This is a genomic window from Pseudomonas sp. KH_017 (assembly GCF_057840285.1).
Map to the genome: position 1 here is coordinate 2,387,323 of NZ_CM174509.1, position 24,231 is coordinate 2,411,553.

28 protein-coding genes and 1 pseudogene are annotated in these 24,231 nt (G+C 61.7%); 14 read left to right on the forward strand and 15 right to left on the reverse strand.

Features of this window, described 5'->3' with window-relative positions:
• Window positions 1-34: 34 nt before the first annotated feature.
• A complete protein-coding gene (locus tag AC3IT6_RS10840; protein ID WP_489355387.1) occupies window positions 35-979 on the reverse strand; it encodes a GlxA family transcriptional regulator in 945 nt (314 codons plus the stop codon).
• 124 nt (window positions 980-1,103) lie between these two features.
• Here AC3IT6_RS10840 and AC3IT6_RS10845 point away from each other — a divergent pair, with 124 nt between their 5' ends.
• Window positions 1,104-1,895, forward strand: a complete 792-nt coding sequence (locus AC3IT6_RS10845) for an SDR family NAD(P)-dependent oxidoreductase (protein ID WP_489355389.1) — start codon at window positions 1,104-1,106, stop codon at window positions 1,893-1,895.
• Between the two features lie 104 nt (window positions 1,896-1,999).
• On the forward strand, window positions 2,000-2,932 hold the full coding sequence (locus AC3IT6_RS10850) for a pyridoxal-phosphate dependent enzyme (RefSeq protein WP_489355391.1): 933 nt from the start codon (window positions 2,000-2,002) through the stop codon (window positions 2,930-2,932).
• A 53-nt stretch (window positions 2,933-2,985) separates the two neighbouring features.
• Here the strand turns inward: AC3IT6_RS10850 and AC3IT6_RS10855 are convergent, their stop codons facing one another.
• The gene (locus AC3IT6_RS10855; protein ID WP_150756556.1) at window positions 2,986-3,306 is read right to left on the reverse strand and encodes a DUF2388 domain-containing protein; all 321 of its coding nucleotides are present in this window, start codon (window positions 3,304-3,306) and stop codon (window positions 2,986-2,988) included.
• 119 nt (window positions 3,307-3,425) lie between these two features.
• On the opposite strand from AC3IT6_RS10855, the pseudogene AC3IT6_RS10860 reads away from it, so the two are divergent.
• Window positions 3,426-3,533: pseudogene (locus tag AC3IT6_RS10860) on the forward strand (hypothetical protein); the annotation flags it as partial.
• 72 nt (window positions 3,534-3,605) lie between these two features.
• On the forward strand, window positions 3,606-4,202 hold the full coding sequence (locus AC3IT6_RS10865; RefSeq protein ID WP_150756555.1) for a DinB family protein: 597 nt from the start codon (window positions 3,606-3,608) through the stop codon (window positions 4,200-4,202).
• On the opposite strand, the gene AC3IT6_RS10870 is transcribed toward AC3IT6_RS10865, so the two are convergent.
• Both AC3IT6_RS10870 and AC3IT6_RS10875 read right to left on the reverse strand, forming a co-directional pair.
• Complete coding sequence (locus AC3IT6_RS10870; protein ID WP_150756554.1) at window positions 4,123-5,043, reverse strand: LysR substrate-binding domain-containing protein; 921 nt, start codon at window positions 5,041-5,043, stop codon at window positions 4,123-4,125. The genes AC3IT6_RS10865 and AC3IT6_RS10870 overlap by 80 nt on opposite strands.
• A gap of 331 nt (window positions 5,044-5,374) precedes the next feature.
• Window positions 5,375-6,274, reverse strand: coding sequence for a LysR substrate-binding domain-containing protein (locus AC3IT6_RS10875; RefSeq protein ID WP_489355394.1), 900 nt, complete (start codon window positions 6,272-6,274; stop codon window positions 5,375-5,377).
• Window positions 6,275-6,390: 116 nt separating this feature from the next.
• Here AC3IT6_RS10875 and AC3IT6_RS10880 point away from each other — a divergent pair, with 116 nt between their 5' ends.
• From AC3IT6_RS10880 to AC3IT6_RS10890, 3 genes are read left to right on the forward strand one after another with little or no spacing between them, the layout of a single operon-like run.
• Complete coding sequence (locus AC3IT6_RS10880) at window positions 6,391-7,407, forward strand: aldo/keto reductase (RefSeq protein WP_489355396.1); 1,017 nt, start codon at window positions 6,391-6,393, stop codon at window positions 7,405-7,407.
• Window positions 7,408-7,409: 2 nt separating this feature from the next.
• The gene (locus AC3IT6_RS10885; RefSeq protein WP_223444439.1) at window positions 7,410-8,207 is read left to right on the forward strand and encodes an SDR family NAD(P)-dependent oxidoreductase; all 798 of its coding nucleotides are present in this window, start codon (window positions 7,410-7,412) and stop codon (window positions 8,205-8,207) included.
• A 26-nt stretch (window positions 8,208-8,233) separates the two neighbouring features.
• Complete coding sequence (locus tag AC3IT6_RS10890; RefSeq protein WP_353741146.1) at window positions 8,234-8,644, forward strand: SRPBCC family protein; 411 nt, start codon at window positions 8,234-8,236, stop codon at window positions 8,642-8,644.
• A gap of 88 nt (window positions 8,645-8,732) precedes the next feature.
• Here the strand turns inward: AC3IT6_RS10890 and AC3IT6_RS10895 are convergent, their stop codons facing one another.
• The 3 genes from AC3IT6_RS10895 to AC3IT6_RS10905 all read right to left on the reverse strand — a co-directional run bounded on the left by AC3IT6_RS10895 (window position 8,733) and on the right by AC3IT6_RS10905 (window position 11,525).
• Window positions 8,733-10,136, reverse strand: coding sequence for a sensor histidine kinase (locus AC3IT6_RS10895; protein WP_489355398.1), 1,404 nt, complete (start codon window positions 10,134-10,136; stop codon window positions 8,733-8,735).
• Window positions 10,114-10,797: a response regulator transcription factor gene (locus tag AC3IT6_RS10900; RefSeq protein ID WP_489355400.1), complete on the reverse strand. Its 684-nt coding sequence runs from the start codon at window positions 10,795-10,797 to the stop codon at window positions 10,114-10,116. The genes AC3IT6_RS10895 and AC3IT6_RS10900 overlap by 23 nt, the downstream gene beginning before the upstream one ends.
• 122 nt (window positions 10,798-10,919) lie before the next feature.
• Window positions 10,920-11,525 (reverse strand): glutathione S-transferase, encoded by a 606-nt coding sequence (locus AC3IT6_RS10905; protein WP_489355403.1) that lies wholly within the window; start codon window positions 11,523-11,525, stop codon window positions 10,920-10,922.
• Window positions 11,526-11,895: 370 nt separating this feature from the next.
• Here AC3IT6_RS10905 and AC3IT6_RS10910 point away from each other — a divergent pair, with 370 nt between their 5' ends.
• The 3 genes from AC3IT6_RS10910 (at window position 11,896) to AC3IT6_RS10920 (ending at window position 14,476) form a co-directional block, all read left to right on the forward strand.
• Entirely contained in the window at window positions 11,896-12,300 is a 405-nt protein-coding gene (locus tag AC3IT6_RS10910; RefSeq protein WP_007907888.1) for a TraR/DksA family transcriptional regulator, read from the forward strand.
• Between the two features lie 619 nt (window positions 12,301-12,919).
• Entirely contained in the window at window positions 12,920-14,143 is a 1,224-nt protein-coding gene (locus AC3IT6_RS10915) for a methyl-accepting chemotaxis protein (protein WP_489356523.1), read from the forward strand.
• A gap of 129 nt (window positions 14,144-14,272) precedes the next feature.
• Window positions 14,273-14,476: a hypothetical protein gene (locus AC3IT6_RS10920; protein WP_489355405.1), complete on the forward strand. Its 204-nt coding sequence runs from the start codon at window positions 14,273-14,275 to the stop codon at window positions 14,474-14,476.
• A 91-nt stretch (window positions 14,477-14,567) separates the two neighbouring features.
• Here AC3IT6_RS10920 and AC3IT6_RS10925 read toward each other — a convergent pair whose 3' ends face one another.
• Both AC3IT6_RS10925 and AC3IT6_RS10930 read right to left on the reverse strand, forming a co-directional pair.
• Window positions 14,568-14,798, reverse strand: a complete 231-nt coding sequence (locus tag AC3IT6_RS10925; protein WP_477753131.1) for a hypothetical protein — start codon at window positions 14,796-14,798, stop codon at window positions 14,568-14,570.
• A 161-nt stretch (window positions 14,799-14,959) separates the two neighbouring features.
• Window positions 14,960-15,208 (reverse strand): hypothetical protein, encoded by a 249-nt coding sequence (locus AC3IT6_RS10930; protein ID WP_489355408.1) that lies wholly within the window; start codon window positions 15,206-15,208, stop codon window positions 14,960-14,962.
• A 413-nt stretch (window positions 15,209-15,621) separates the two neighbouring features.
• On the opposite strand from AC3IT6_RS10930, the gene AC3IT6_RS10935 reads away from it, so the two are divergent.
• The 4 genes from AC3IT6_RS10935 (at window position 15,622) to AC3IT6_RS10950 (ending at window position 17,966) form a co-directional block, all read left to right on the forward strand.
• A complete protein-coding gene (locus tag AC3IT6_RS10935; RefSeq protein WP_007986246.1) occupies window positions 15,622-16,092 on the forward strand; it encodes a hypothetical protein in 471 nt (156 codons plus the stop codon).
• Window positions 16,092-16,295, forward strand: a complete 204-nt coding sequence (locus tag AC3IT6_RS10940; RefSeq protein WP_223444444.1) for a hypothetical protein — start codon at window positions 16,092-16,094, stop codon at window positions 16,293-16,295. The genes AC3IT6_RS10935 and AC3IT6_RS10940 overlap by 1 nt, the downstream gene beginning before the upstream one ends.
• Window positions 16,296-16,413: 118 nt before the next feature.
• Complete coding sequence (locus tag AC3IT6_RS10945; RefSeq protein WP_489355410.1) at window positions 16,414-17,427, forward strand: ABC transporter substrate-binding protein; 1,014 nt, start codon at window positions 16,414-16,416, stop codon at window positions 17,425-17,427.
• 101 nt (window positions 17,428-17,528) lie between these two features.
• Entirely contained in the window at window positions 17,529-17,966 is a 438-nt protein-coding gene (locus AC3IT6_RS10950; RefSeq protein ID WP_489355412.1) for a DUF3995 domain-containing protein, read from the forward strand.
• 133 nt (window positions 17,967-18,099) lie between these two features.
• On the opposite strand, the gene AC3IT6_RS10955 is transcribed toward AC3IT6_RS10950, so the two are convergent.
• From AC3IT6_RS10955 to AC3IT6_RS10980, 6 genes are read right to left on the reverse strand one after another with little or no spacing between them, the layout of a single operon-like run.
• On the reverse strand, window positions 18,100-18,462 hold the full coding sequence (locus tag AC3IT6_RS10955; protein WP_007973772.1) for a Na+/H+ antiporter subunit G: 363 nt from the start codon (window positions 18,460-18,462) through the stop codon (window positions 18,100-18,102).
• Window positions 18,459-18,737 (reverse strand): K+/H+ antiporter subunit F, encoded by a 279-nt coding sequence (locus tag AC3IT6_RS10960; RefSeq protein ID WP_007986253.1) that lies wholly within the window; start codon window positions 18,735-18,737, stop codon window positions 18,459-18,461. The genes AC3IT6_RS10955 and AC3IT6_RS10960 overlap by 4 nt, the downstream gene beginning before the upstream one ends.
• A complete protein-coding gene (locus tag AC3IT6_RS10965; RefSeq protein WP_489355414.1) occupies window positions 18,734-19,222 on the reverse strand; it encodes a Na+/H+ antiporter subunit E in 489 nt (162 codons plus the stop codon). Before AC3IT6_RS10965 ends, AC3IT6_RS10960 begins: the two co-directional genes overlap by 4 nt.
• Window positions 19,219-20,904, reverse strand: coding sequence for a monovalent cation/H+ antiporter subunit D (locus AC3IT6_RS10970; RefSeq protein WP_489355416.1), 1,686 nt, complete (start codon window positions 20,902-20,904; stop codon window positions 19,219-19,221). Before AC3IT6_RS10970 ends, AC3IT6_RS10965 begins: the two co-directional genes overlap by 4 nt.
• Window positions 20,901-21,245, reverse strand: coding sequence for a Na+/H+ antiporter subunit C (locus AC3IT6_RS10975; protein ID WP_007973781.1), 345 nt, complete (start codon window positions 21,243-21,245; stop codon window positions 20,901-20,903). Before AC3IT6_RS10975 ends, AC3IT6_RS10970 begins: the two co-directional genes overlap by 4 nt.
• Entirely contained in the window at window positions 21,245-24,163 is a 2,919-nt protein-coding gene (locus AC3IT6_RS10980) for a monovalent cation/H+ antiporter subunit A (RefSeq protein WP_489355418.1), read from the reverse strand. Before AC3IT6_RS10980 ends, AC3IT6_RS10975 begins: the two co-directional genes overlap by 1 nt.
• Window positions 24,164-24,231 lie beyond the last annotated feature (68 nt).

The window sequence follows — 24,231 nt, forward strand, 5'->3', positions numbered from 1 at the left end:
ATACCGATGCTTCCCACGCTGAGCGGGGGAGCGATCAAGGCACCTGTGCTCGCGCATTGCGCCGAATCACCTGTGGCGGTTGCCCGAACACCCGCAGGAACGTTTCGCGCATGCGTCGGCAGTCAGTGAACCCGGTTTCCAGGGCGATCTGGTCAAGGGTCAGGCGTCCGCGTTCGAGCATCTGGCGCGCCGCTTCCAGGCGCAGGCTTTCGATGGCCTTGGCCGGCGATTGCCCGGTTTCGGCGCGAAATGCCCGGCTGAATTGCCGGGGGCTGAGGTTGGCCACTTGTGCCAGTTGCTCTACCGAAAGGGGCTGGGCCAGGTGTTCCCGGGCGTAGCCGAGCACGGTTTGAATACGATCGGATTTCGGCTCCAGCTCCAGCAGCGCCGAGTGCTGCGACTGGCCGCCGGCGCGGCGGTGGTACATCACCAGTTTTTGCGCCACGGCCCGGGCCAGCTCGGCGCCGTGGTCCTTTTCCACCATGGCCAGTGCCAGGTCGATACCCGCCGTCATGCCGGCGGAGGTCCAGATCGAACCGTCGATCACGTAGATGCGATCGGCCTCGACCGTGATCGCCGGAAACCGCGCCTGCAGTTCCCGGGCGTAGGCCCAGTGGGTGGTGGCCCGCCGTCCGTCGAGCAAGCCGGCCTGGGCCATGACGAACGCCCCGGAGCAGATCGACGCCGTACGGCGTGCAGTGTTGATGCTGGCCTGCAGGTAATCCAGCACGGCCTTGGGCGCCTGTTCGACGATGGAGTCGCCACCGACCACGATCACAGTGTCGAACACGCGCCCGTCGAATGCCTCGGTGCCGACGCTCAAGCCGCCGGAGGCGCGCAGGTTGTGACCGTTTTCGGACAGCACGCGCACGTCATACAGCGTCTCGGCGGCACTGAAATTGGCGTACTCGAACACCGGCATGGCGGCCAGTGCCATGGACTGGAAACCCTCGAAAACCACGAACGCCACGCTGATCATCGACCTGTCCTCAAACGGTTATGTCCGAAAAACGTACTTTAAACGTCATTTGAGACATTCGAAAGTCCCTTTATAACGGTCAGCACCCGGCGAATCTCTCGCCTCACCGTAGAGGAATTGCACCATGGCGCTTTCATCCAAAGGCACTGCACTGATCACCGGCGCTTCTTCGGGCATTGGCGCGGTGTATGCCGACCGCCTGGCCCGGCAGGGTTACGACCTGATTCTGGTGGCCCGCAGCCAGGGCAAGCTCAATGCCCTGGCCAGTCATTTGAGCGACGAAACCGGGCGCACCGTGGAGGTGGTGGCCGCCGACCTGACGAACAAGGCGGACTCGCTGCGGGTCGAACAGATCCTGCGCAGTGACGCCAGCATCACCCTGTTGGTCAACAACGCCGGGGTCGGTGCCGTCATGCCGCTGCTGGCAAGTCCCGTGGACGACATGGACGCGATGATCAACCTCAACGTGACGGCGTTGATGCGCCTGGCCTATGCCGCTGTACCGGGCTTTGTCGCCCGGGGCACCGGCACCGTGATCAATATCGCCTCCATCGTCGCCATCGCCCCGGAAATCCTCAACGGCGTGTACGGCGGGACCAAGGCGTTCGTCTTGAGCCTGAGCCAGTCGATGCAGCATGAACTGGCGGACAAGGGCATACGCATCCAGGCGGTGTTGCCGGGGGCGACCGCCACCGATTTCTGGAGCGAGGCCGGCAACCCGGTGGAAAACCTGCCGCAGGAAATCGTGATGTCCGCCGAAGACATGGTCGATGCCGCGCTCGCTGGCCTGGCGGCCGGCGAAGTGGTGACCATTCCGGGGCTGCACGATGGCAGCCAGTGGGACCGCTACGAAGCCCAGCGCCGGACGCTGTCCGGGTTGTTTGGCAATTGCGTGGCGGCGCCGCGTTATCGCTGAGACGGTCGCCCCGAGGCCGGGTGAACTAAGCTTGGGAGAGAGGACCGTTCACCACCGGCTCGCGGCAGTACTCGGCGAGCCGGTGGCGTGTAACAGGAGCCCGTATGCTTCACATCCGAACGCCTTTGATCCTGCACCCTGGCCTGTCGACTGCGACCCGCCGTATCTGGCTGAAACTGGAAAACCTGCAACCCAGCGGCTCGTTCAAGTTACGTGGCATGGGGTTGCTGTGCAGCCGGGCGGCGGAGCAGGGCAAGCGCGAAGTGGTCTGTCCCTCCGCCGGGAACGCGGGGCTGGCCACGGCCATGGCCGCTGCCCGCCTGGGGCTCAAGGCATGCATCGTGGTGCCGCATACGACCCCGCAAAGCACCCGGGCGCGGATCAGCAAGACCGGCGCCGAAGTGATCGTGCACGGCAAGGTCTGGGACGAAGCCAATCAACGGGCAATGGAACTCGCCCAGGACCCACACAGCGAATTCGTGCCGGCCTTCGACCACCCGCTGTTGTGGGAAGGGCACAGCACCATGGTCGATGAAATCCTTGAAGACTGCCCGCAAGTCGATGCACTGGTGACCTCGGTTGGCGGCGGTGGTTTGCTGGCGGGGCTGCTCACCGGGCTGACCCGTCATCGGCGCACCGATTGCCGCATCATTGCCTGCGAAACCGAAGGCGCGGCGTCGTTCGCCGCGGCGGTGGCGGCCGGGTATCCGGTCAAACTGGCGAAAATCGACACCGTCGCCACGTCCCTGGGCGCCGCACAAGTAGCCGCCTGGCCGGTCAGGCACATCGGCGATTTCCCCCACGAGTGCGTGGTGCTCAGTGACGATGAGGCGATCATGGGCGTGGTGCGTTACGCCAATGATTTGCGGCAGTTGGTCGAGCCGGCGTGCGGCGTTTCATTGGCGCTTGCCTACCTGGATCACCCGGCGATTGCCGACGCCCATGACGTGGTGATCGTGGTATGCGGCGGGGTGAGTATCAACGCGCAGCTCGTGGCCGGGTGGGCACGCTTGTCCACTGGCGCGCACGCCAGGTAGGGCTGGAAACGCTATCCCGGTGTCACAAGCCCCACCGCTGGCGATGACGATCTTCAGTGATCGGTGGCAACACCTTCCTGGACGAGAATGGCGCGGGCCAGGTCCTCGTCGCTTGCGTTGTTGAGGGCGGGATTGTCCTGACGGACTTTTTTCAATACCGCCTCCAGATAAGCACCACGAATCGCACCGTCACTGGCAACGAAGCTGGAGGCGTCATCCCGGGCGGGAATCATGAGTTTGTCGTCTTTGAACGTCGAGTACAGCGAGGCGGAAACCCCGGCGGAAGTGGCGACGTCACCCGCATCCACATCGGCCAGAGCCGAGCCGAAAGGTAAACAAAGTACCAGGGAAGAAATGATAAACATCCGGCGCATGACGGTGTCCTCCGACAGCATGAAGCATAAGGTAAGTACCACATAGTTTAGGATGCGCGGCGATCACCAAGAGTTCCGTGGAGCGTTTTCGCTTTATTGCCGACAACGCCGATCAGTCCATACATGGCGTGGCGGGGCTGGTGAACCTGTTCGGCATCGAATCACCGGTGCTGACCGGTTGCCTGGCGCTCGCCGAGCGCGTGGTGAAACGCCTGAATGACCGATGATCAGTGCTCGCGCTGCATTGCGGGCATCGGGTCTATGCTAGGGGGTGCGCTTACTGCCATCGGAGAACTCTGATGATCACCGTACGCACTGCCTGCCTGCTGGCCGATTACAAACGCTGGGCCAATCAGCGCCTCTTTGACAGCCTCGCGGCGCTCCCTCCGGGCGAAGTCAAAAAAGAACGGGTGTCGGTGTTCAAAAACATGATCGGCACCCTCAATCACGTGTACGTGGTGGATTGCATCTGGCAGGCGCACCTCGAAGGCCGGGGGCATGGTTTCAAGACTTCACACGACCTGCTGCATGCCGACCTGTCCGAACTGCGCATGGCGCAAAAAGCCATCGATCGCTGGTACTGCGACTGGAGCGCCCGGCAAACCGATGCCTCCCTGGACAAGCTCCTGGAATTCACCTTTGTCTCAGGCGAAAGCGGCACCATGAGCGCCGGCGCGATGCTGATGCACGTGGTCAACCACGCCAGCTATCACCGTGGCTGGGTGGTGCAGATGTACTTCGAGATTCCGGCCATGCCACCGGTGACCGACATGCCGGTGTATTTGCGCGAGTCCGAGCCGGTGGTCCTGCAGTCGCTCAATGCCCCGATAGTGGCGCCGCCATGTGCTGTACAATTTTCGAGCGCAACCAGCGTTCTGCCGGATCGTTATCGTTGACCCCGTTCCAGACCATCGACAGTTCGGACAGGTTGATATCAAACGGTGCATCGTCTGCCCGTAGCTGGCTGCTGCCTTCGATCAACGCACTGGCCGCGTAATCCGGCACGGTGGCGAGCATGTCAGTACCCGCCAGCAAGGCCCGCAACCCCGCGAACTGTGGCACCGCCAGCACCACCCGGCGCGAGCGGCCGATCCGGGCCAGATCATTGTCGATGGCGCCGCTCAGATCCCCGGAAAACGACACCAGCGCGTGAGGGCGTTCGCAGAACTCGTCCAGGGTCAACGGGCCCGGACGATCGTCGCCGCGCAGGATCTTCACGCTCAAATCGCGCAACTTCTTGCGCTTGGCATTGGCCGGTAATTCCGTGGTGTAGCTGATGCCGACGGAAATCTCGCCGCTCGCCAGCATCGACGACATCAGCAGGAAATTCACCCGGCGCACCACCACCACAACGTTCTGCGCTTCTTCACGAATCTGCTTGAGCAGCGGCGGAAACAGCCCGAACTCGGCGTCGTCGGACAGACCGATACGAAACACCTCGCGGCTGGTGGAGGGATCGAAATCCTTGGCTCGGCTGACGGCCCCGGAAATGGTGTCCATCGCCGGCTGCAATTCCTTGAGAATCTGCAATGCCCGCAGGGTCGGCTCCAGGGTTCGTCCGTTGCGCACCAGCAACGGGTCGTCGAACAGATCGCGCAACTTTGCCAGCGACGCGCTGACAGCGGGCTGGCCGAGGAACAGCTTTTCCCCGGCCCGGGTCAGGTTCTTCTCGAACATCAGGGTTTCGAAAATCACCAGCAGGTTCATGTCCACGCGGCGCAGGTCGTTGCGGTTCATGGTGGAGGCTCGCTGGGGATTGGGGTCTTTTCAGTAAAGCACCAAACCCTGTAGGAGCGAGCCTGCTCGCGATAGCGGTGTGTCAGCTACATAAATGTTGAATGTGCCGCCGCCATCGCGAGCAGGCTCACTCCCACACTGGATTTTCAGCGGGCACAAATGCTGCGTACGCCCCCCATCAACTGTGGGAGCGGGCTTGCTCGCGAAGAGGGAGTGTCAGTCGACATCGATGGTGCCTGACACACCGCTTTCGCGAGCAAGCCCGCTCCCACTCCGGATTTTCAGCGGGCACAAATGCTGCGAACGACACCCATCAACTGTGGGAGCCGTTTCAGGTGGCGGAGTCTGGCTCCGTCAGCACCTTCCTGAATGTCTCCACCAAAGGCCGCAAATTGATCCGGTGCCACGCCGCCCACAATGGCGTGGTGAAGGAAATCCACGGCACTTCCCGCAGCACCACACCCGGCGGGGCGTTGCGGCTCAGGCCTTTCTGGATCATCGCGATGCCCAGCCCCGACGCCACCAACCCAAGCGCGGTGAAAGGCTCGGTGGCTTGCATGCGGATGTCCGGGCTGAAGCCGGCCCGTATGCAGGCGCTGACGAAGTCGTCGTGGCAGCTGGCGTTCTGTCGGTGTTGCACGCCGATCCATTCCTGGTCGGCGAGGTCCGCCGGGGTCAGCACAGTCTGCTGCGCCAGCCGATGGTGCTCGGGCAGGGCCAGCAGCATCGGGTCGTCCAGCACCTGAAAACCCAGCAGGTCCGGGTCGTCGTCGGTCGGTGGTTCGCTGACCAGGGCAATGTCCAGGCTTCGCTGGCGCAAGCCTTCGAGTTGTTCGGCCGAGCTGAGGTTGTACAGCGCCACATGTACGTTCGGCCGGTCGCCTCGCAGTACGCGCAAGGCATTGGGCAGCACACCAGCGTGCATGGCATTTTCGATGTAGCCAATGCACAGGCCGCCTTCTTCGCCACGCCCCAGACGCTTGCCGAGGGATTCCAGGCGATTGGCGTGGGTCAGCAGGGCGCGGGTTTCGGCGAGGAAGGTCTGGCCGTCGCGGGTCAGGCGGATGCGTTGCTGGCTGCGCTCGAACAGGGTCAGGCCCAGGCGCTCTTCGAGCTGGGCGATCTGCCGGCTCAGGGGGGACTGGGAAATGTGCAGGCGTTCGGCGGCGCGCCCGACGTGTTCTTCCTCGGCGACAGCGACGAAGTAGCGCAATTGGCGGATGTCGATCATGTAAGACCTGTAGGGACTCAAGTGCTGCATATTATGTCTTGGACGGTCCGATCCTCGCAATCTAGCATCTGCTCAACGGTCATCGCTGACCCCTGACTACTGACGAGGAATCATCCATGAGCTTGAAAGACAAACTGCCCGGCGCGTTGGGTTTCGGTACCGCGCCGTTGGGCAACATGTTCCGCGCCATCCCGGAAGAAGAAGCGCAAGCGACTGTCCATGCCGCCTGGGATGCCGGCGTGCGCTACTTCGATACCGCGCCGTTCTACGGATCGGGTCTGTCGGAGATTCGCCTTGGCGCCGCACTGTCTCGCTACAACCGTGACGACTTTGTGCTCAGCAGCAAGGTCGGCCGGGTGATCCTCGATGAAATCGAAGACGCCGCCGCCCGTGACCTGGGCGAGAAGAGCGGAGTGTTCGAGCATGGCCGGCCGAACAGGATCGTCAACGACTACAGCGCCGATGCAACGATGCGTTCGATTGAAGACAGTCTCAAGCGCCTGCAAACCGATCGCCTGGACATCGTCTGGGTGCACGATATCGCCCAGGATTTCTACGGCGATCAATGGCTGGAGTACTTCAACCAGGCCCGTGCCGGTGCCTTCAAAGTGCTGACGCGTTTGCGCGAAGAGGGCGTGATCAAGGGCTGGGGCCTGGGGGTGAACAAGGTCGAGCCGTGCGAGCTGACCCTTGATCTGAGCGAAGCGCAGCCGGACGGTTTTCTGTTGGCCGGCCGCTACACTCTTCTCGACCATGATCGTGCCTTGCAGCGTCTGATGGACGCTGCCCTGGCGCAGAACGTCGAGATCGTGGTCGGTGGCCCGTACAGCTCGGGCATCCTCGCCGGTGGTGCGCACTTCGAATACCAGAAGGCCAGCCCGGCGATCATCAACAAGGTCGAGCAGATCAAACGCATTGCGGCGGCCCATAGTGTCGACATCAAAGCGGCGGCGTTGCAGTTCTCGTTGGCCAACCCGGCAGTGGCCGCGGTGATTCCCGGTTCCAGCCGCCCGCAGCGGATTGCCGAAGATGTGGCTGCGTTGTCGGCAGTGATTCCCGCTGCATTCTGGCAGGCGATGCGTGAGGCGAAGCTGGTATCAGAGCGCGCACCCTTGCCCCTCATTGGAGCTTGAGCATGAAAATCGATTTGAGCGGAAAACTCGCAATTGTCAGCGGCAGCACAGCCGGCATCGGCCTGGGCATCAGCAAGGCACTGGCCGAGGCGGGCGCCACGGTGGTGGTGATCGGCCGCGACACGGCCAAGGTCGAGCAGGCAATGGCGAGCATTCGCCAGCGTGTTCCTGCTGCGCAATTGCGTGGGGTGACCGCCGACCTCGGCACCGCCGAAGGTGCCGAAATATTGTTCGCCGCCGAACCTCGGGCGGACATCCTGGTGAACAACCTCGGGATCTTCAACACGGTGGATTTCTTCGACGCCCCGGACAGTGAGTGGACGCGCTTCTACGAGGTCAACGTGATCTCCGGCGTGCGCCTGTCCCGGCATTACACGCCGGACATGGTCAAGCAGGGTTGGGGGCGGGTGATCTTCCTGTCTTCGGAATCCGGCGTGGCGACCCCGGCGGACATGATCAACTATGGCGTGACCAAAAGCGCCAACCTGGCCGTGTCCCATGGCCTGGCCAAACGCCTGGCCGGCACCGGCGTGACGGTCAATGCGATCCTGCCCGGCCCGACCTTTACCGATGGCCTGGAAGACATGCTCAAGGACGCCACGGCCGAATCCGGACGCAGCGCCCGGGACGAAGCCGATGCGTTCGTGCGTAAGGCCCGGCCGACGTCGATCATCCAGCGCGTGGCGGATGTCGAGGAGGTCGCCAATCTGGTGGCCTACATCGCTTCGCCGTTATCCTCGGCCACCACCGGCGCGGCTCTGCGGGTCGACGGCGGTGTCGTCGACAGCCTGGCCATCTGAACCTTATTGATTGGAGAGAGTATTTCATGGCAACTGCATCAGCCTTCATCGACATCCCGGCTTCGGCCGATCAGGTCTGGCAATTGATTGGCGGTTTCAACTCGCTGCCGGACTGGCTGCCGTTCATTCCCAAGAGCGAACTGAGCGAAGGCGGGCGCGTGCGCAGCCTGCAAACGGCGGACGGCGCCGTGGTGATCGAACGCCTGCAAGCCTTCGACAACGCGAGCCAAACCTACAGCTACTCGATTTTGCAGGCACCGTTTCCGGCGACTGATTATCTGGCGACGATCAAGGTTCAAGCGCAAGGCGAGGGCGCGCGGGTGACCTGGTCCGGAAGGTTCGAACCGGTGGGTGTGAGCAACGAGGAAGTGGAGGCGTTGTTTACCGGCATCTATCAGGGCGGGCTTGAAGCGCTACGGGCCAATTACCCGGCCTGATTCACCCAGCGGAAAACACCACCAACCCCCTGTGGGATCGCCGCACCGCCGCTCCCACAGGGGATCTGCTTTGTTCTTCAGATGAATACTAGGCTTGAGGGATCAAACTCTCCCGACAATCAAGCACCAGCCGCGCGCCACCCAGTTCGCTGCTGCCCACCTCCAGGGTAAAACCGTGCAGGCTGACAATCGCCGCGACGATGGACAGCCCCAGCCCGAAGCCGCTTTTATGATTGCCCGCCTCGGCGCGATAGAAACGCTGGAACACCGCTTCACGTTCCGCCTCGGGAATGCCCGGGCCGGAGTCAAGCACTTCGATCCGCGTGTGCCCGCCATCATTGACCCCGCGCAAGATCACCGCGCCGCCGGGCGGGGTGAATTTGATCGAGTTGCTGAGCAGGTTCGCCACCGCTTCGAACATCAGCGCACGGTCGCCATTGAGGGGCGGCAATGACGCGGGCAGATGCAGTTGGAACATCAGGTCGTCGTCTTCCGCCAGGGGCAGGTAGAACTCATGCAGCTCTTGCAACAACGCCACCGGGTCCACTTGCACGAAACCGGAGCGACGCTGGCGGTCCTCCAGCTCGGAGATCCGCAGCAAGCCACGAAAACGCGCCATCAGTGTGTCGGCTTCGGCCAGCACCAGGTCCAGTTGCATGGCCTGCGCCGAGCCTTCGCCGGCTTGCTGCTGCATGCGGTAAAGCTGCGCGCGCAGACGGGTCAGGGGGGTGCGCAGGTCATGGGCGATGTTATCGCACACGCCCTTGACCTCGTTCATCAAACGCTCGATGCGTTCGAGCATGGCGTTGACGATGGCGGCGAGCATGTCCAGTTCGTCACGCCGATTGGACAGTGGCAAGCGCCGGCTCAGGTCGCCGGCGACGATGGCTTCGGCACTGGCCTGAATCCCGCGAATGCGCCGCAACGGCCGGCGCCGCAGCAAAGTCCAGCCAACGATGCCCGGCACAATGGTCAGGGTCACACCCCAGAACAAGGCGTGAAGGATGATCCGGGTCACGGCGAACAACGAACCGTTGTCGCGCACCAGCACCAGCCAGCGGCCGTCGAGGGTGCGGGTCGCCACGGCGTCGCAACTGTCGGCGGGCAGCGTCTGCTCGTCGCTGTCGTCGGAGGCATCGCAATCGCGCAGCATGTGGATCTTGCCATCGAGCGGCAAGCCGTCCGGAATGTAGCGCAGGGCGCCGCTGAGGTAACGGTGTTGGGCATCGAACAGGCCGTAGGCGTCGATGCCGCGGATGTCGAAGGTCATGCTGACGGCGAGGGCGTCCACCAGTTGCTCGCCAAAGAAGCGCGAAAACAGGTGCTGGCGTTGCATCAGCGAATGCTTGGCCAGGTTGTCCAGGTAAGCGGAAACCTCGTAGTACATGACCCCCATGAGGATCCCGCTCCAGATCACGAACAGCGAACTGTAGAGCGCCAGCAGACGGCTGCTGGAAGAGCGCCAGCCTTTAGACGGGTTCGGCAATGACATAACCCGAGCCTCGCACGGTCCGAATCAGTGGGGCATTGCCAGGCGGGTCGATCTTCTTGCGCAGACGGCCGATGTGTACGTCGATCAGGTTGGTGCCGGGGTCGAAGTGGTAACCCCAGACCTCTTCGAAAATCATCATCCGTGAGAGGATTTGCCCGGTATTGCGCATCAGGAATTCCAGCAGTTTGTATTCGGTGGGCAATAGCGTCAGCAGTTGACCGTCGCGGCTGGCTTCGTGGCTGATCAGGTTCAGCTCCAGATCCGCCACCCGCAGCGTGGTGGCCTGGTCGATCACGCTGTTCTGCCGGCGCAGCAGGACTTCGACCCGGGCAGCCATTTCATCGGTGGCGAAGGGTTTGGTCAGGTAGTCGTCGCCACCGGCGCGCAGGCCGCGCACTCGCTCATCGACGTCGGACAGGGCGCTGATCATCAGGATCGGCGTGGCCACGCCCATGCTTCGCAGGGTGGTGACGATCGCCAGGCCATCGAGCTCGGGCAGCATGCGGTCGAGGGTGATCAGGTCATAATTGCCGCTGACCGCACGCTCCAGCCCTTCGCGGCCATTGTCGACCCAGTCGACGTCGAGGCCGTGGCTACTCAGTTCGGCGACAATTTCCCGGGCGGTCACGGCGTCGTCTTCGATGGTCAAGATGCGGGTCATAGGGCTGGCCTGATAAGCAGTTCATTACGAAGTTGCGAGCATTTTGCCAAGAATTGCCCGCGACTTAATAAATTAACTTTCATCTAGCTCGCGATAGCGGCAGATCAGGCAAAACGAATCTGTCAGTCAATCGGCGTACTGACAAACACCTCAAGCCCTTCGGCATACGCCGTGAATGCCGCGATCCGCGGAAACTGCGCCGCACTCACCTGGTCCGGTACTACCAGATTGGTAAAACTCCAGGCTACGGCGAGGGTAATGCCATCCTGCTCAATTGAGCCGTCAGTCTTCAGCGGCTGCTTTTCCAGCTCCCGCTCCAGCGCCGAATAGGCTGCCTTCAGCTGTCCTTCGACCCGCTGCACCCAGGGTTCGAATTGAATCTCCTCGGGCCGCAGGTTGCGCTCGTAGTAAAGCTGCACGGATTTTTCGCTGGCGGCCAGTGCCAGGCCAATCAGACGCAACGCGCGCAGGCGTTGACTCGGCTCGACGGGCAGCAGGCTGTTGCCCGCCAAGGTTTCCAGGTAGTCGATGATCAGCGTCGAGTCCATCAACACCTCACCGTCATCCAGCACCAGGGTGGGCGCCTTGACCACCGGGTTGATCTGCTGGAATTGTTCGAAGTGGCGGAACACCGAGACCGATCGATGTTCCAGCGTGATTCCCAGGCATTTGGCAGAAATGGCGGCGCGTCTTACATAGGGCGAGTCCAGCATTCCGATCAGCTTCATGGTCCTTTCCTTTATATGGCCATTTCGGGAGGGACAACCTTAGCTGAGGTTCGCAACCCTGCAAATGACCGTGAATAATGCCCGGTGCCGGCCGTTTGTCTTCTATATACAGCCGCTCGATTGAATTTCTTGCTATAAACGCACTCCGATTACCGCCTCAAAGCCTGCCTTAGAGCATTTTCAGGGCTTTGTCGGACAAATTCGCAGTCTTTTCAGTTGCTGAGGCCTCAAGTCGGCCGTAGACTGCCGCCCCTCGTAAATTGAGTGCCGGGTGGCGCTTGGAACAAACGGCGCCTTTCCGATGGCCTGCCCAGGTCTGCCGGAACGCTCCCTTATTCGCCTTAATGCACGTTTTTTTATAGAGATATCAATGACAAAGGACAAGTTGCTGGCCATGCCGGCGGATGACTACATGAATGCCGAGCAACATGCTTTTTTCTCCGAGCTGTTGCAGAACATGAAAGTCGAAACCCATGAGCGCATCGAACAGAACCGTATCGCCATCGAAAGCCTGGACACCCCGGCCGATCCGGCAGACGCGGCTTCGGTCGAAGAAGAGCGCACCTGGCTGGTGAACGCGATCGATCGCGACCAGCGCATGCTGCCTCAGTTGGAACAAGCCCTTGAGCGCATCAAGGAAGACAGCTTCGGCTGGTGCGACGACAGCGGCGAGGCGATTGGCCTCAAGCGCCTGCTGATCAGCCCGACCACCAAGTACTGCATCGAAGCTCAGGAACGTCACGAGCAAATCGACAAGCACCAGCGTCAGGCCTGATTCTGCGAGGCAGTCCATCAAGATGGACTGCCTTTGAAAAGATCGCAGCCTGCGGCAGCTCCTACGCAATTGAAGTAGGGCGCTGCCGCAGGCTGCGATCTTTGTTTTCTGCCGTCTTCGATTTCCCGGTTCTTCTATTGATCTGCTGCAACGTTCGCGACTAAAGGCTCATGGATAATGGCCTTATAGTGGCGTTTAATGCGAAGACAACAATTAGAAGCTTTCCGGGGTGACGATGATGACGAGAGACGGGTCTCTGGTTGCGGCAGTGCCCGCACCCGTGCTGTTGCCGAACAACCGCTGGCTGACGCCAACGCTGCAAAGCATCGCCCTGATGCTGTTGTTAAGTGGCATGACGCTGGGCGACGGGTCGCTTTACCTTGGCCTGCCCCTGGCCGTATTGATTATCTGGCTGCCTCGACTGCGCTCGCGCGCGACCCCGCAGGCGGCTGCCCCCGCCAACCCCGATGCCATCGGCGAATTGACTCGCGATCTTTCCTGCACCACCAGCCATAACGCACTGTCGGCCGCCGGTGTGGCGTTTTCGGTTCGGCAACTGGCGGACAAACTGCAATCGCAGCTCACGGCGGCAGCACAGATCGTCAGCAATGCCGAAGTCATGATCACCACCGAACAGGCCACCTCGACGCTCAGTCGCCAGGCGCTCAGTGCCGCCAGCGAAGCTCATCAAAGCGGAGTGGTCGGGCGTACTGAATTGATCGAGTCCATCGCGCGCATGCATCAGCTCAGCCAGCGCGCCAGCAACAGCCGTGAACTGATCGAAGCCTTGAGCCTGCGCAGCGATGATATCCAGCGAGTGACCCTGGTGATTCAGTCCATCGCCAGCCAGACCAACCTGCTGGCGTTGAACGCAGCGATAGAAGCGGCGCGGGCGGGGGAGCACGGTCGCGGCTTTGCAGTGGTGGCCGACGAAGTTCGCGGGCTTGCCGCACGCACGGCGACCGCCACAGGGGAAGTGGGCGAAATGGTGGCCGACATCCAGCAACGCACGGCGCAGGTGGTAGAGCAGATCCGGCAACTGTCCAGCGACCTTGACTCCGGCGTCGAGCAGGTAGAGCGCACGGGGCAGCACCTGGAAAACATTGCCCGACTGGCGGCCAGCGTCGAGTTCCAGGTCGGAGCAATCGCCGAAGGAGCAGACACCAACCGCGAACAACTCGACAGCCTGTTTCACGCCATCGAACAGATGCGCAGCGATCTGGCGGTCAGCGACCAGCAGACTCAGCGCCTGGCCCAGGCGGCGGTGCAAATGGAAGGGCAAGCCGAAACCATCAGCGAGCGTCTTGCCGAGGTGGGGCTGGATGACTATCACCAGCGCATCTATGACCTGGCCCGGGAAGCCGCGAGGCAGATTGCCGCGCGTTTCGAGGCGGACATCGATGCCGGTCGAATCAGTCTCGACGATCTGTTCGACCGCAATTACCAGGCCATCCCCAATACCAGCCCGACCAAGTACCAGACGCGTTTCGACCGTTACACCGATCAGGTGTTGCCAGCGATTCAAGAACCGTTGTTACCGCGTCACGAAGGATTGGTGTTCGCCATTGCCTGCACCCAGCAGGGTTATGTGCCGACCCACAACAAGGCGTTCAGCCAGCCGCTGACGGGAGATGCGCAGGTCGATGCGTTGCAGAACCGGACCAAGCGCAAGTTCGCTGACCGCACCGGGATCCGCTGTGGCAGCCATCAGAAGGCCGTGTTGCTGCAAACCTATACGCGCGACACCGGCGAGTTGATGCATGATCTCTCGGTGCCGATCATGCTCAAGGGCCGGCATTGGGGTGGTTTGCGCCTGGGCTACAAACCGGAAAAGCCGCGCTAGAAAGCCCGGGCTGCAGGACGATTGTTACGAATCCTGCAATGAACCTGTGCAGGGTTTTGCTGTTTCCTCGTCGGAAAACTGATTAACATACATACTAATTAGGTTGCTAATGAATTTCGAGGGGTCAGCATGCAAGGCAAAGTTGATGTCGCGGTCATGATCGGCAGCGGAGTACCCGCCAATTTGCGATCCATGGGGCGCAGGGTCTGCTGGGTGGTGTTGCTCAATGGCGAGCGCCGGGGTACGGCGTTCTCCAGTCGCGATGAAGCGGAGGAGTGCAAGGCTGCCTGGGTGGCGCAATTGAACGCCGAAAGTCCTGGCAGCCTGCATTGAGGTTGTTGTCAGTGCATCTAGTGCATGCGCAGGTTCAGGTCGTCGACCACCTGCGCCCAGTCAGCGTCTTCGCTCACCGCCAACCCGGCAATCAGGCTTTCAATGCACCCGCATCGACCGCGGCCTTCAGTTCCCTGGCCGATTCCTGGGCCGCAATGGCGGCCACATCCGGGGTTTTGAACCAGCGATCCTTTTCGACCTGGTAATACGTCACGGTCTTCAGCGGTGGTTTGGCCCGCATGACAATCACGGCCTGGAATTCACCCTCGACTTCTCTGGCTTCACCCCGGATAAAAAACTCGCCGATATCAAATTCCGTCACGTTGCCGACTTCCCCTGGAAAAACATTGTTGTTGTCAACGCAACCCGATTTTCTGCGGGTCCGTTTTATTTGGCGGGCAGTATGGCAGTAGTTGCCCGTCGACGGCTGAGATAAGTCGGCGGGCAGACGAAATGTCGATGGAAATGAGCACGGCGGGCATGTCAACAATGTGATTCCAGAAACCGGGCGAGGGCACAGGCTTCGTTATGATCAGCTCGGAAACCTCTTACGCAGCCTGTCGAAATATCCTTGATATGAAAGAAGGCAATGCCCGCCATCACCACCTGAAATCGCGGGCGGGCCGGGACATCGTGAAGCGGTTCATGGTGGCGAAACCGTATCGGGTGCGGGATCGGCGCTGTTTCCGAGTCAGGCACCACGGGATAAGCAAAGTGAGTCAGCGTGCACATATGAAGTCCTTTTCATTGTTTACCGACGTATGTACGTCGTTTTGGCTAGTCTCCAAGAGCATCGCTGCTCTAGAATCACCCCCACTGGTGGGTGAATGATGTTTATCTAAAGCAATTTTTTGCGGACGATATGTAGGAAAAGATTTTTTTCTTGATGAGATTTTTCCCCAAAGTTGATAGTCCATGATTTTCTGGCAGCAGGGAGGGCGTTTTCCTTCAGCCTGTGACGAACGCCAGGCAGGACGACGCGAGTGACGTTCCAGTAGTCTTCTCAAGCTTCGTGATGAATGAGTGCACTGCTCATTCAGGACTTCAATCCGGGTTCTTTGGCGACACCTTCGGCATTGCCGCTTTTTTGGCTGTGCGTTTATTTTTCGCGCACGGCACCATTTTTCAGATGTGGGGATGTTTCCTTGGCAGTAAGTAATCTCGATATGCATGCTTTGTTCGTGCTGGGTGATTTGCGCGCAAAGCTGGTCAAGCAGTTTCAGTCACGTTTCGTTTACATCACTGAACAGAACGCTGAAGGCATTTACATTGCCGAAATCGACACCGAATCAGCCCTGGTGGTGGACGACAAACCCGGACTCAAACTCAAGGTCGGCGATCATTTCAGCGCGTCCGTGCTGCCCAGTCGCGAAGGCGGCAAGCTGGACATCAAGTTCCGCGACATCAAGCTGACGGTTTACGGCATTGGCGATTACGCCTTCGTGACTACGGCCGACGGTCAGGGGATCGTGTTCAAGGAAGGTCACAGCGTGGTGATGGTGTTCGCTGCCCATCAACAGTTGCAGGAAGGCCTGACCAAGACCCTCAAGGCCGTCACCGCCAAGGCAGCCAAGTGGCGCAAGGGCGAACTGGTGACTTTCAAGGCCAGCGAGTGATGACCCTGACCCGCGCCGACTTCCACGAACAGAACCTGGCCAGCGCTCAAGACGAAGCGCGGCGGCTGTTCGGGCAGAAGACCATTCTGCAAGGAGCCTGGCTGAATTGGGTGGCGTCACAGCTTTACCAACTGCAACCGGCGGCATACGCCAGCATGGTCAGACGTGAACTGATGCGTTTGCAGGAAACCTCCGAAAACTGACCCACGCACCTCGAAAGCAGGAACCTCTACTACAGTCAGTGGACTGAGTATTCAGAGGCTTCGCGGTCTACTGCCAGGCCATCCTGCTATTGCTGTGAACAGCACGAGGTGCAAAAGCATGAACGGATTTCGACGGTTGCTGGCTGCGGTCCTGGCCACTTTCGGTTTGCTGGCGACACCCGCCCCGGTGTTTGCCGCCCAGACGCCGATCCACTTCGCCGACCTGAACTGGGAAAGCGGCAGCCTGATCACCGACGTCTTGCGTATCATTGTCGAGAAGGGCTACGGGCTGCCGACCGACACCTTGCCGGGCACCACCATCACCCTGGAAACCGCGCTGGCCAACAATGACATCCAGGTCATTGGCGAAGAGTGGGCCGGTCGCAGCCCGGTGTGGGTCAAGGCGGAAGCCGAAGGCAAAGTCGTCAGCCTCGGCGACACGGTCAAGGGCGCTACCGAAGGCTGGTGGGTGCCGGAATATGTGATCAAGGGCGACCCGGCCAAGGGCATCAAGGCGTTGGCGCCGGACCTGCGCAGCGTCAGCGACCTGCCGCGTTACAAAGACGTGTTCAAGGACCCGGAAGCCCCGACCAAGGGACGTTTCCTCAACAGCCCCATCGGCTGGACCTCGGAAGTGGTCAACAAGCAGAAGCTCAAGGCGTATGGGCTGGACGACAGCTACGTGAACTTCCGCAGCGGTTCGGGCGCGGCACTGGACGCAGAGATCAGTTCGTCAATTCATCGTGGCAAGCCGGTGCTGTTTTACTACTGGTCACCCACGCCGTTGCTCGGCCGCTTCAAGCTGATCCAACTCGAAGAGCCACCGTTCGACGCCGAAGCCTGGAAGACCTTGACCGACGCCGACAACCCCAATCCACAGCCGACCCGCTCCCTGGCCTCCAAGTTGTCGATCGGTGTGTCCACTCCCTTCCAGAAGCAATACCCGCAGATTGCCGAGTTCTTCGCCAAGGTCGACTTTCCGATCGATCCCCTGAACAAAGCACTGGCCGAAATGAGCGAGAAACATACGCCGCCACGTCAGGCGGCGGAAGCGTTCATGAAGGCTCATCCGGACGTCTGGCGGGCGTGGTTGCCCAAGGACGTGGCGGATAAAGTCTCCGCCGGAATGTGAGCGGCCGCCGGTATGAGCATTTGGTCTTGCACTCGGCCGCGCACTTCAGGAAAAGCCGACTAGCCTGTTCTGTTCATATCCCTTTCAAGGATCTCTGAACCATGACCCTGTTGTTGGCTCAATGGCTGGTGACGATCTTCGCAGTGATCAGTCTGGTGCATGTGTATTGGGCGTTGGGTGGCGAGTGGGCGGCGGTGGCGGCGGTCCCGCAAGTACCGCAGGAGGGCTGCGCGCAACTGCGACCGGCGTTCAAGCCACGAGGCTGGATCACGCTGGTGGTGGCCGGGGTGTTGCTGTTGATTGCCGTGCTGGTGTGCTTGCGGGTGGGTTGGTGGCTGCCATCGTTGCATCACTGGTCATTGCAGTGGGTGATCAGCGCAATCGCGATTTTGCTGTTTGCCCGGGCCATTGGCGATTCGGAGCTGGTGGGGTTTTTCAAAGAGGTTAAAGGCTCGAAGTTTGCCCGGCTCGACACCTGGGTTTACTCGCCGTTGTGTGTGGTGTTGGGGGCGGGGTTGTTGGCGGTGGCCTGGGTCTGAGGCAGACCGGTCTTGCTGTGTTGGCTGGTCTATAGCCTTCGCGAGCAAGCCCGCTCCCACAGGGTTCAGCGCAATCCCTGTGGGAGCGGGCTTGCTCGCGAAGAGGCCGGTCCAGTCAATACAAAACTTTGGTCTAACTACCACTCTCCGTACGCCGGCTGCTCACTTCGGCCGGCACATCATCCCCGGCCATGCGTTTGCGAAACAGCGCCGCCCGGGCCAACAGCAAGGTCGTCACCGGCACGGTAATCGCCAGCAGGATCGGAATCAGCCAAGCGTGCAATACCGGCGCGGACTTGAGCGCCGAAAAGTAGATGATCGAAGCCAGCGCCACGCACCAGGCGCCGAGCGTCGAGGCCAGGGCCGGTGGGTGCATGCGCTGGAAGTAATCCTTCATGCGCAGCAGGCCCGTGGCGCCGATCAATGCAAACAGGCTGCCGAGCACCAGCAGGATCGCCACCGGGATCTCCACCCACAACGACAATGGCGTATTCATTCGATCACCTCACCACGCAGCAGGAATTTCGCCAGGGCGAACGAGCCGACGAAGCCGAACAGGGCGATCAGCAGCGCCGCCTCGAAGTAGGTGTCACTGGCATAGCGAATACCCAACGCCAGCATCATCAGCATCGCGACGATGTACAGGTAGTCCAGCGCCAGAACCCGGTCCTGGGCCGATGGCCCCTTGAACAGGCGGATCAGGGTCAGGATCATCGCCAGGGAAAAGAAGAACAGGCTCAGCAGGATCGCGTTCGACAGCAACGGGCTCATTCGAAGATCTCCATCAACGGACGTTCGTAGGTCGCCTTGAAGTGCTGGATGAACAGCGCCTCGTCGTCCAGGTCGAAGACGTGCAGCAGCAAAATGCTGCGGTCCAGCGCCAGCTCCGACCAGACCGTACCGGGCACTACCGTGGTGATCATGGACAGTGCAGCCAGGCCGTTGGCGTCCCGCAAGTCCAGCGGCACCTTGATGAATTGCGAGCGGGGCGGGCGACGCCCCGCATTGAGCACGCGCCAGGCCACTGCAATGTTGGACACCAGTACATCGCGCCCGACCAGCAGGACCAGGCGCAGGATTACCCGGGGACGACGGATGCGCACCGGCAGCGGACGCAGCCTGCGCATCATCAATGGCGCGCAGAACCCCAGCGCAGCACCCAGCAGCAGGTTGCCGGGGCTGATCGACAGGTTCAGCAACAGCCACAGCAACCACAGGGCCAGCGACAGCAAGGGTGCCGGAAACAGGCGCTTCACGGTTGCACCTCCTGCGGGGCCGCTACGGCCGACGGGTTCGGTACGACGCGTGTGTCGAGCACCGCCATTACGTATTGCTGCGGGTTGTACAAGGCATCGGCGGCGGCCTGGGTGTAGCGCAGCAGCGGATCGGCCTTGAAGGTCAGCGCAATGCTCAAGCCGAGCAGGGCGAAAATCGGCACGCATTCCAGGCGTCGCAGCAGGGGCGATGGCCGTTCCGCTGGCGTCCAGAAACGCTGGATGCCCAGGCGCGAGAATGCGATCAGCGACGCCAGCCCGGACACAATCAACAACACCAACAGGCCCCATGCAGCATTGGAAATCGGTGCATCGCCGCTGTTGCCCAGGCCTAGCGGATTGAGCAACGCTCCAATCAACCCGAGCTTGCCGATAAACCCGGACAGCGGCGGCATGCCGATGATCAGCAAGGCGCAGGCGATGAAGCTCAGGCCGAGAAACGCCATGGTCCAGGGAATCACCTGGCCGACCACGGCTTTCTGGTCGTCGTCGAGGTTGGTGCCTCTGGGCGGATGCAGGGATTCCAGTGGCCGCGGCAGCAATTCGGTTTCATCTTCGAGCAGGATTTCGTTGGCCGAGCGCGAGCGCTCGATCAGTTCGGCCAGCAGGAACAGCGCGCTCAGCGCCAGGGTCGAGCTGAACAGATAGAACAGCGCCGCGCCGACCAGGTTCGGCTGGGCGAAACCGATGGTCGACAACAGAATGCCCGCCGACACCAGGATGCTCAGGCTGGCCATGCGCTCCAGGCGTTGCGCGGCGAGGATCGCCATGGCGGCGCAGACGATGGTCGCCATGCCGCCATAGATCAGCCAGTCACCGCCAAAGAACGCCGATGCCCCGGCCTGGGCGGAGAACAGCAGCGTCCACAGGCGCAGCAAGGTGTACACGCCGACCTTGGTCATGATTGCGAACATCGCCGCCACCGGTGCGCTGGCCGAGGAATAGGCCGGCACCAGCCAGAAGTTCAGCGGCCACATGCCGGCCTTGGCCAGGAACGCGACGGCCAGGATCCCCGCACCGGCGTGTAGCAAGCCACGATCAGCCTCGGACACCAGCGGGATTTTTACCGCCAGGTCGGCCATGTTCAGCGTGCCGGTGACCCCATAGATCAGCGCCGCGCCAATCAGGAACAGCGACGAGGCCAGCAGGTTGATCGAGATGTAATGCAGCCCCGACGACACCCGCGCCCGGCCCGAGCCGTGGAGCATCAACCCGTAGGACGCGGCCAGCAGCACCTCGAAGAACACGAACAGGTTGAACAGGTCAGCGGTGAGGAACGCACCGTAAAGGCCCATCATCTGGATCTGGAACAGCGCGTGAAAACTCGAACCGGCGCTGTCCCAGCGTGCCATGGCGAACAGCAGGGCACTGACGCCGATGATGCCGGTCAGCACCAGCATCAACGCCGACAGGCGATCGACCACCAGCACCAGGCCGAACGGCACTTGCCAGTTGCCCGGCAGGTACACACCGATGGAGCCGGGCACGCCGGTGGTTTGTGTCCATTGCAACAATGCCACGGCAATGCCCAGCCCGAGCAGGCTGGAGAACAGATTGATCTTCGCCTTGAGCGGCCGGTGCTTCTCGCCGAGCATCAGCATGATCGCGGCGGTCAGCAGCGGCAGCAGGATGGGCGCGACGATCAGGTGAGTCATCGCCATCATTCCCTGGGCTCCCGGCCATCCACATGGTCGGTTCCGGTCAGGCCCCGGGAGGCCAGCAGCACTACCAGGAACAGCGCGGTCATGGCAAAGCTGATGACGATTGCCGTCAGCACCAGTGCCTGCGGCAACGGGTCGGTGTAGTGCAACAGGTCCTGCGGCACGCCGTCCTTGATGATCGGCTCCTTGCCGATGAACAGGCTGCCCATGCTGAAGATGAACAGATTGACACCGTAGGACAGCAGGCACAGGCCCATGACCACCTGGAACGTCCGAGGGCGCAGGATCAGCCAGACGCCGGACGCGGCCAGTACGCCGATGGCGATTGCGATGACTTCTTCCATCAGACGGCTCCTTTGGCGGCAACGGATCTGGGCTGGGCGGCGGTTTTGTGGCCACGCACCGATTGGTGGGCGAGGGCGGTGAGGATCAACAGGGTCGAGCCGACCACCACGCCGTACACACCGATGTCGAAGAACAGCGCGCTGGCGAGGTGAATGTCACCCAGCAGCGGCAACGAGAAATGCCAGGTGTGGGTGGTCAGGAACGGATAGCCGACGACCATCGCGCCCAGCCCGGTGGCCGTGGCAATCATCAGTCCGGTGCCCATCCAGCGCAGTGGCCTCAGGCTCATTTGCGCCTCGACCCACTGAGTGCCGGCGACCATGTATTGCAGGATGAACGCCACCGACATCACCAGCCCGGCGACAAAACCGCCGCCCGGTTGATTGTGCCCGCGCATGAACAGGTAGAACGACACCACCAGTGCCACCGGCAACAGCAGGCGCACCAGCACCGCCGGCACCATCATGAAACCGAGCGCGGTGTCGCTGGCGTGACGCGGGTTGACCAGGTCGGTGACCACATCCGGCGCGAGCAAGCGTTGTTGGGCCGGCAGTTGCAGGCTTTCTTTCGGCGGACGGAAGCGGCGCAGCAGGGCGAACACGGTCAGGGCCACGGCCACCAGCACGGTGATTTCACCGAGGGTGTCGAAACCACGGAAGTCCACCAGCATCACGTTGACCACGTTGCTGCCGCCGCCTTCGGGCAAGGCACGACTGAGGTAGAACGAGGAAATGTCGTTGGGGGTCTGGCGCGTCAGCATGGCGTAGGCCAGCAACGCCATGCCGACACCGACCGCGGTCGACAGCAGCAAGTCGCGGATACGCCGCACCCGCGCCCGGCGCAGGCTGCCCGGTAACGGCGAGACCTCCTCGATCCGTCGTGGCAGCCAGCGCAGGCCCAGCAGGATCAGCACCGTGGTCACCACTTCGACCGCCAGTTGGGTCAGGGCCAGGTCCGGCGCGGAAAACCAGACGAAGGTGACGCAAGTCATCAGGCCGCAGACGCTGACCATGGTCAGGGCCGCGAGGCGGTGATACTTGGCCTGATAGGCCGCGCCAAGGGCGCAGGCGATGGCCAGCAACCACAGGGTGACGAAGACGATCGACCCGGGGATTTTCGGCCGGTCACCCCAGTGAAGGCTGCTGTGCAGCATGGGAATCAACCCCGCCAGCACGGCGGCGAGCACCACCAGGAACAACTGCATTTGCAGGCGCCTGGTGCCAATCCGCGGTTCCAGGCGACGGGCCAGGCGCATGATGGCGACCAGCGCGTATTCGAACAGGTGCTTGCCGTCCAGGCGCCCGACGACGGGCGGACGGTCGAAGCGTCCGCGCTTGAATTGATTGCGCAGCAGCAGATAAAGCACGGAGCCGCAGGACAAGGCGATCAGGCTCATGATCATCGGCGCGTTCAGGCCGTGCCAGATGGCCAGGCTGTATTCGGGCAGCGTGCCGCCGACCACCGGTTGCGCCGCCGCCGCGAGCAGCGGGCCGACTATCTGAGCCGGGAAGATCCCCACCAGCAGGCAGGCGAACACCAGCAATTCCACCGGCGCGCGCATCCAGCGCGGTGGTTCGTGGGGTGTGTGGGGCAAGTCGGTCGCGGGCGGGCCGAAGAACACATCCACGGTGAAGCGCAGGGAGTAAGCCACGCTGAAGGTACCGGCAATCGTTGCCACGATCGGCAAGCTCAGTTCGACCCAGCGCGTGGCATTGATGAACACGGTTTCGGCGAAGAACATCTCTTTGGAGAGAAAACCGTTGAGCAACGGCACGCCGGCCATCGAGGCGCTGGCGACCATGGCCAGGGTGGCGGTGAACGGCATCAGCTTGTACAGGCCGCTGAGTTTGCGGATATCGCGGGTGCCGCTTTCGTGGTCGATGATGCCCGCGGCCATGAACAACGAGGCCTTGAACGTCGCGTGGTTGAGGATGTGGAACACCGCGGCGACGGCGGCCAGCGGGCTGTTCAAGCCAAGCAACAGGGTGGTCAGGCCCAGGTGGCTGATGGTCGAGTAGGCCAGCAATCCCTTGAGGTCGTTCTGGAACATCGCGCAGTACGCCCCGAGCAACAGGGTGCAGGCGCCGGCGCCGCTGACGATGTAGAACCATTCTTCACTGCCCGACAGCGCGGGCCATAGCCGCGCGAGCAGGAAGACCCCGGCCTTGACCATGGTCGCCGAGTGCAGATACGCCGACACGGGCGTCGGCGCGGCCATGGCGTGGGGCAGCCAGAAGTGAAAGGGAAATTGCGCACTTTTGCTCAGTGCGCCGATAAGGATCAGGGGCAACAGGATCGGGTAGAGGGCATGGGCGCGAATCAGGTCGCCGGCGGCCAGGACCTTGTCCAGGTCATAGCTGCCGACCACATGGCCAAGCAGCATGACCCCCGCCAGCAGACACAACCCGCCCGCACCGGTCACCATCAGCGCCATGTAGGCACCGCGCCGGGCATCGGCGCGATGGTGCCAGTAGCCGATCAACAGGAACGAGAAGAGGCTGGTCAGCTCCCAGAAAAACACGATCTGGATCAGGTTGCCGGAAATCACCAGCCCGAGCATGGCGCCCATGAAGGCCAGGAAAAACGCGAAGAATCGTGGTACCGGATCGTTCGGCGACATGTAGTAGCGGGCGTACAGCGAAACCAGGGTGCCGATGCCCAGCACCAGCATTGAGAACAGCCAGGCGAAACCGTCCATGCGCAGGACGAAGTTCAGGCCCAGGCTGGGCAGCCATGAAAACTCTTCACGAATGACGCCGCCATCGGCGATCTGCGGGTACAGGAACGCGACCTGAACAGTGCCGATCAGGGCGATCAGGCCAGCCAGCAGGGATTCGGCGTTACGGGCATTGTGCGGCAACACGGCCGCCAAACAGCTGCCTATGAAAGGCAGAAGCAGTAGAACTATCAGGGACATAGGCTTCTAATCTGCGGAAGTTTGTGAAGCATCATACGTGCCAGTTCCCGGATCACCAAACGCCAAGC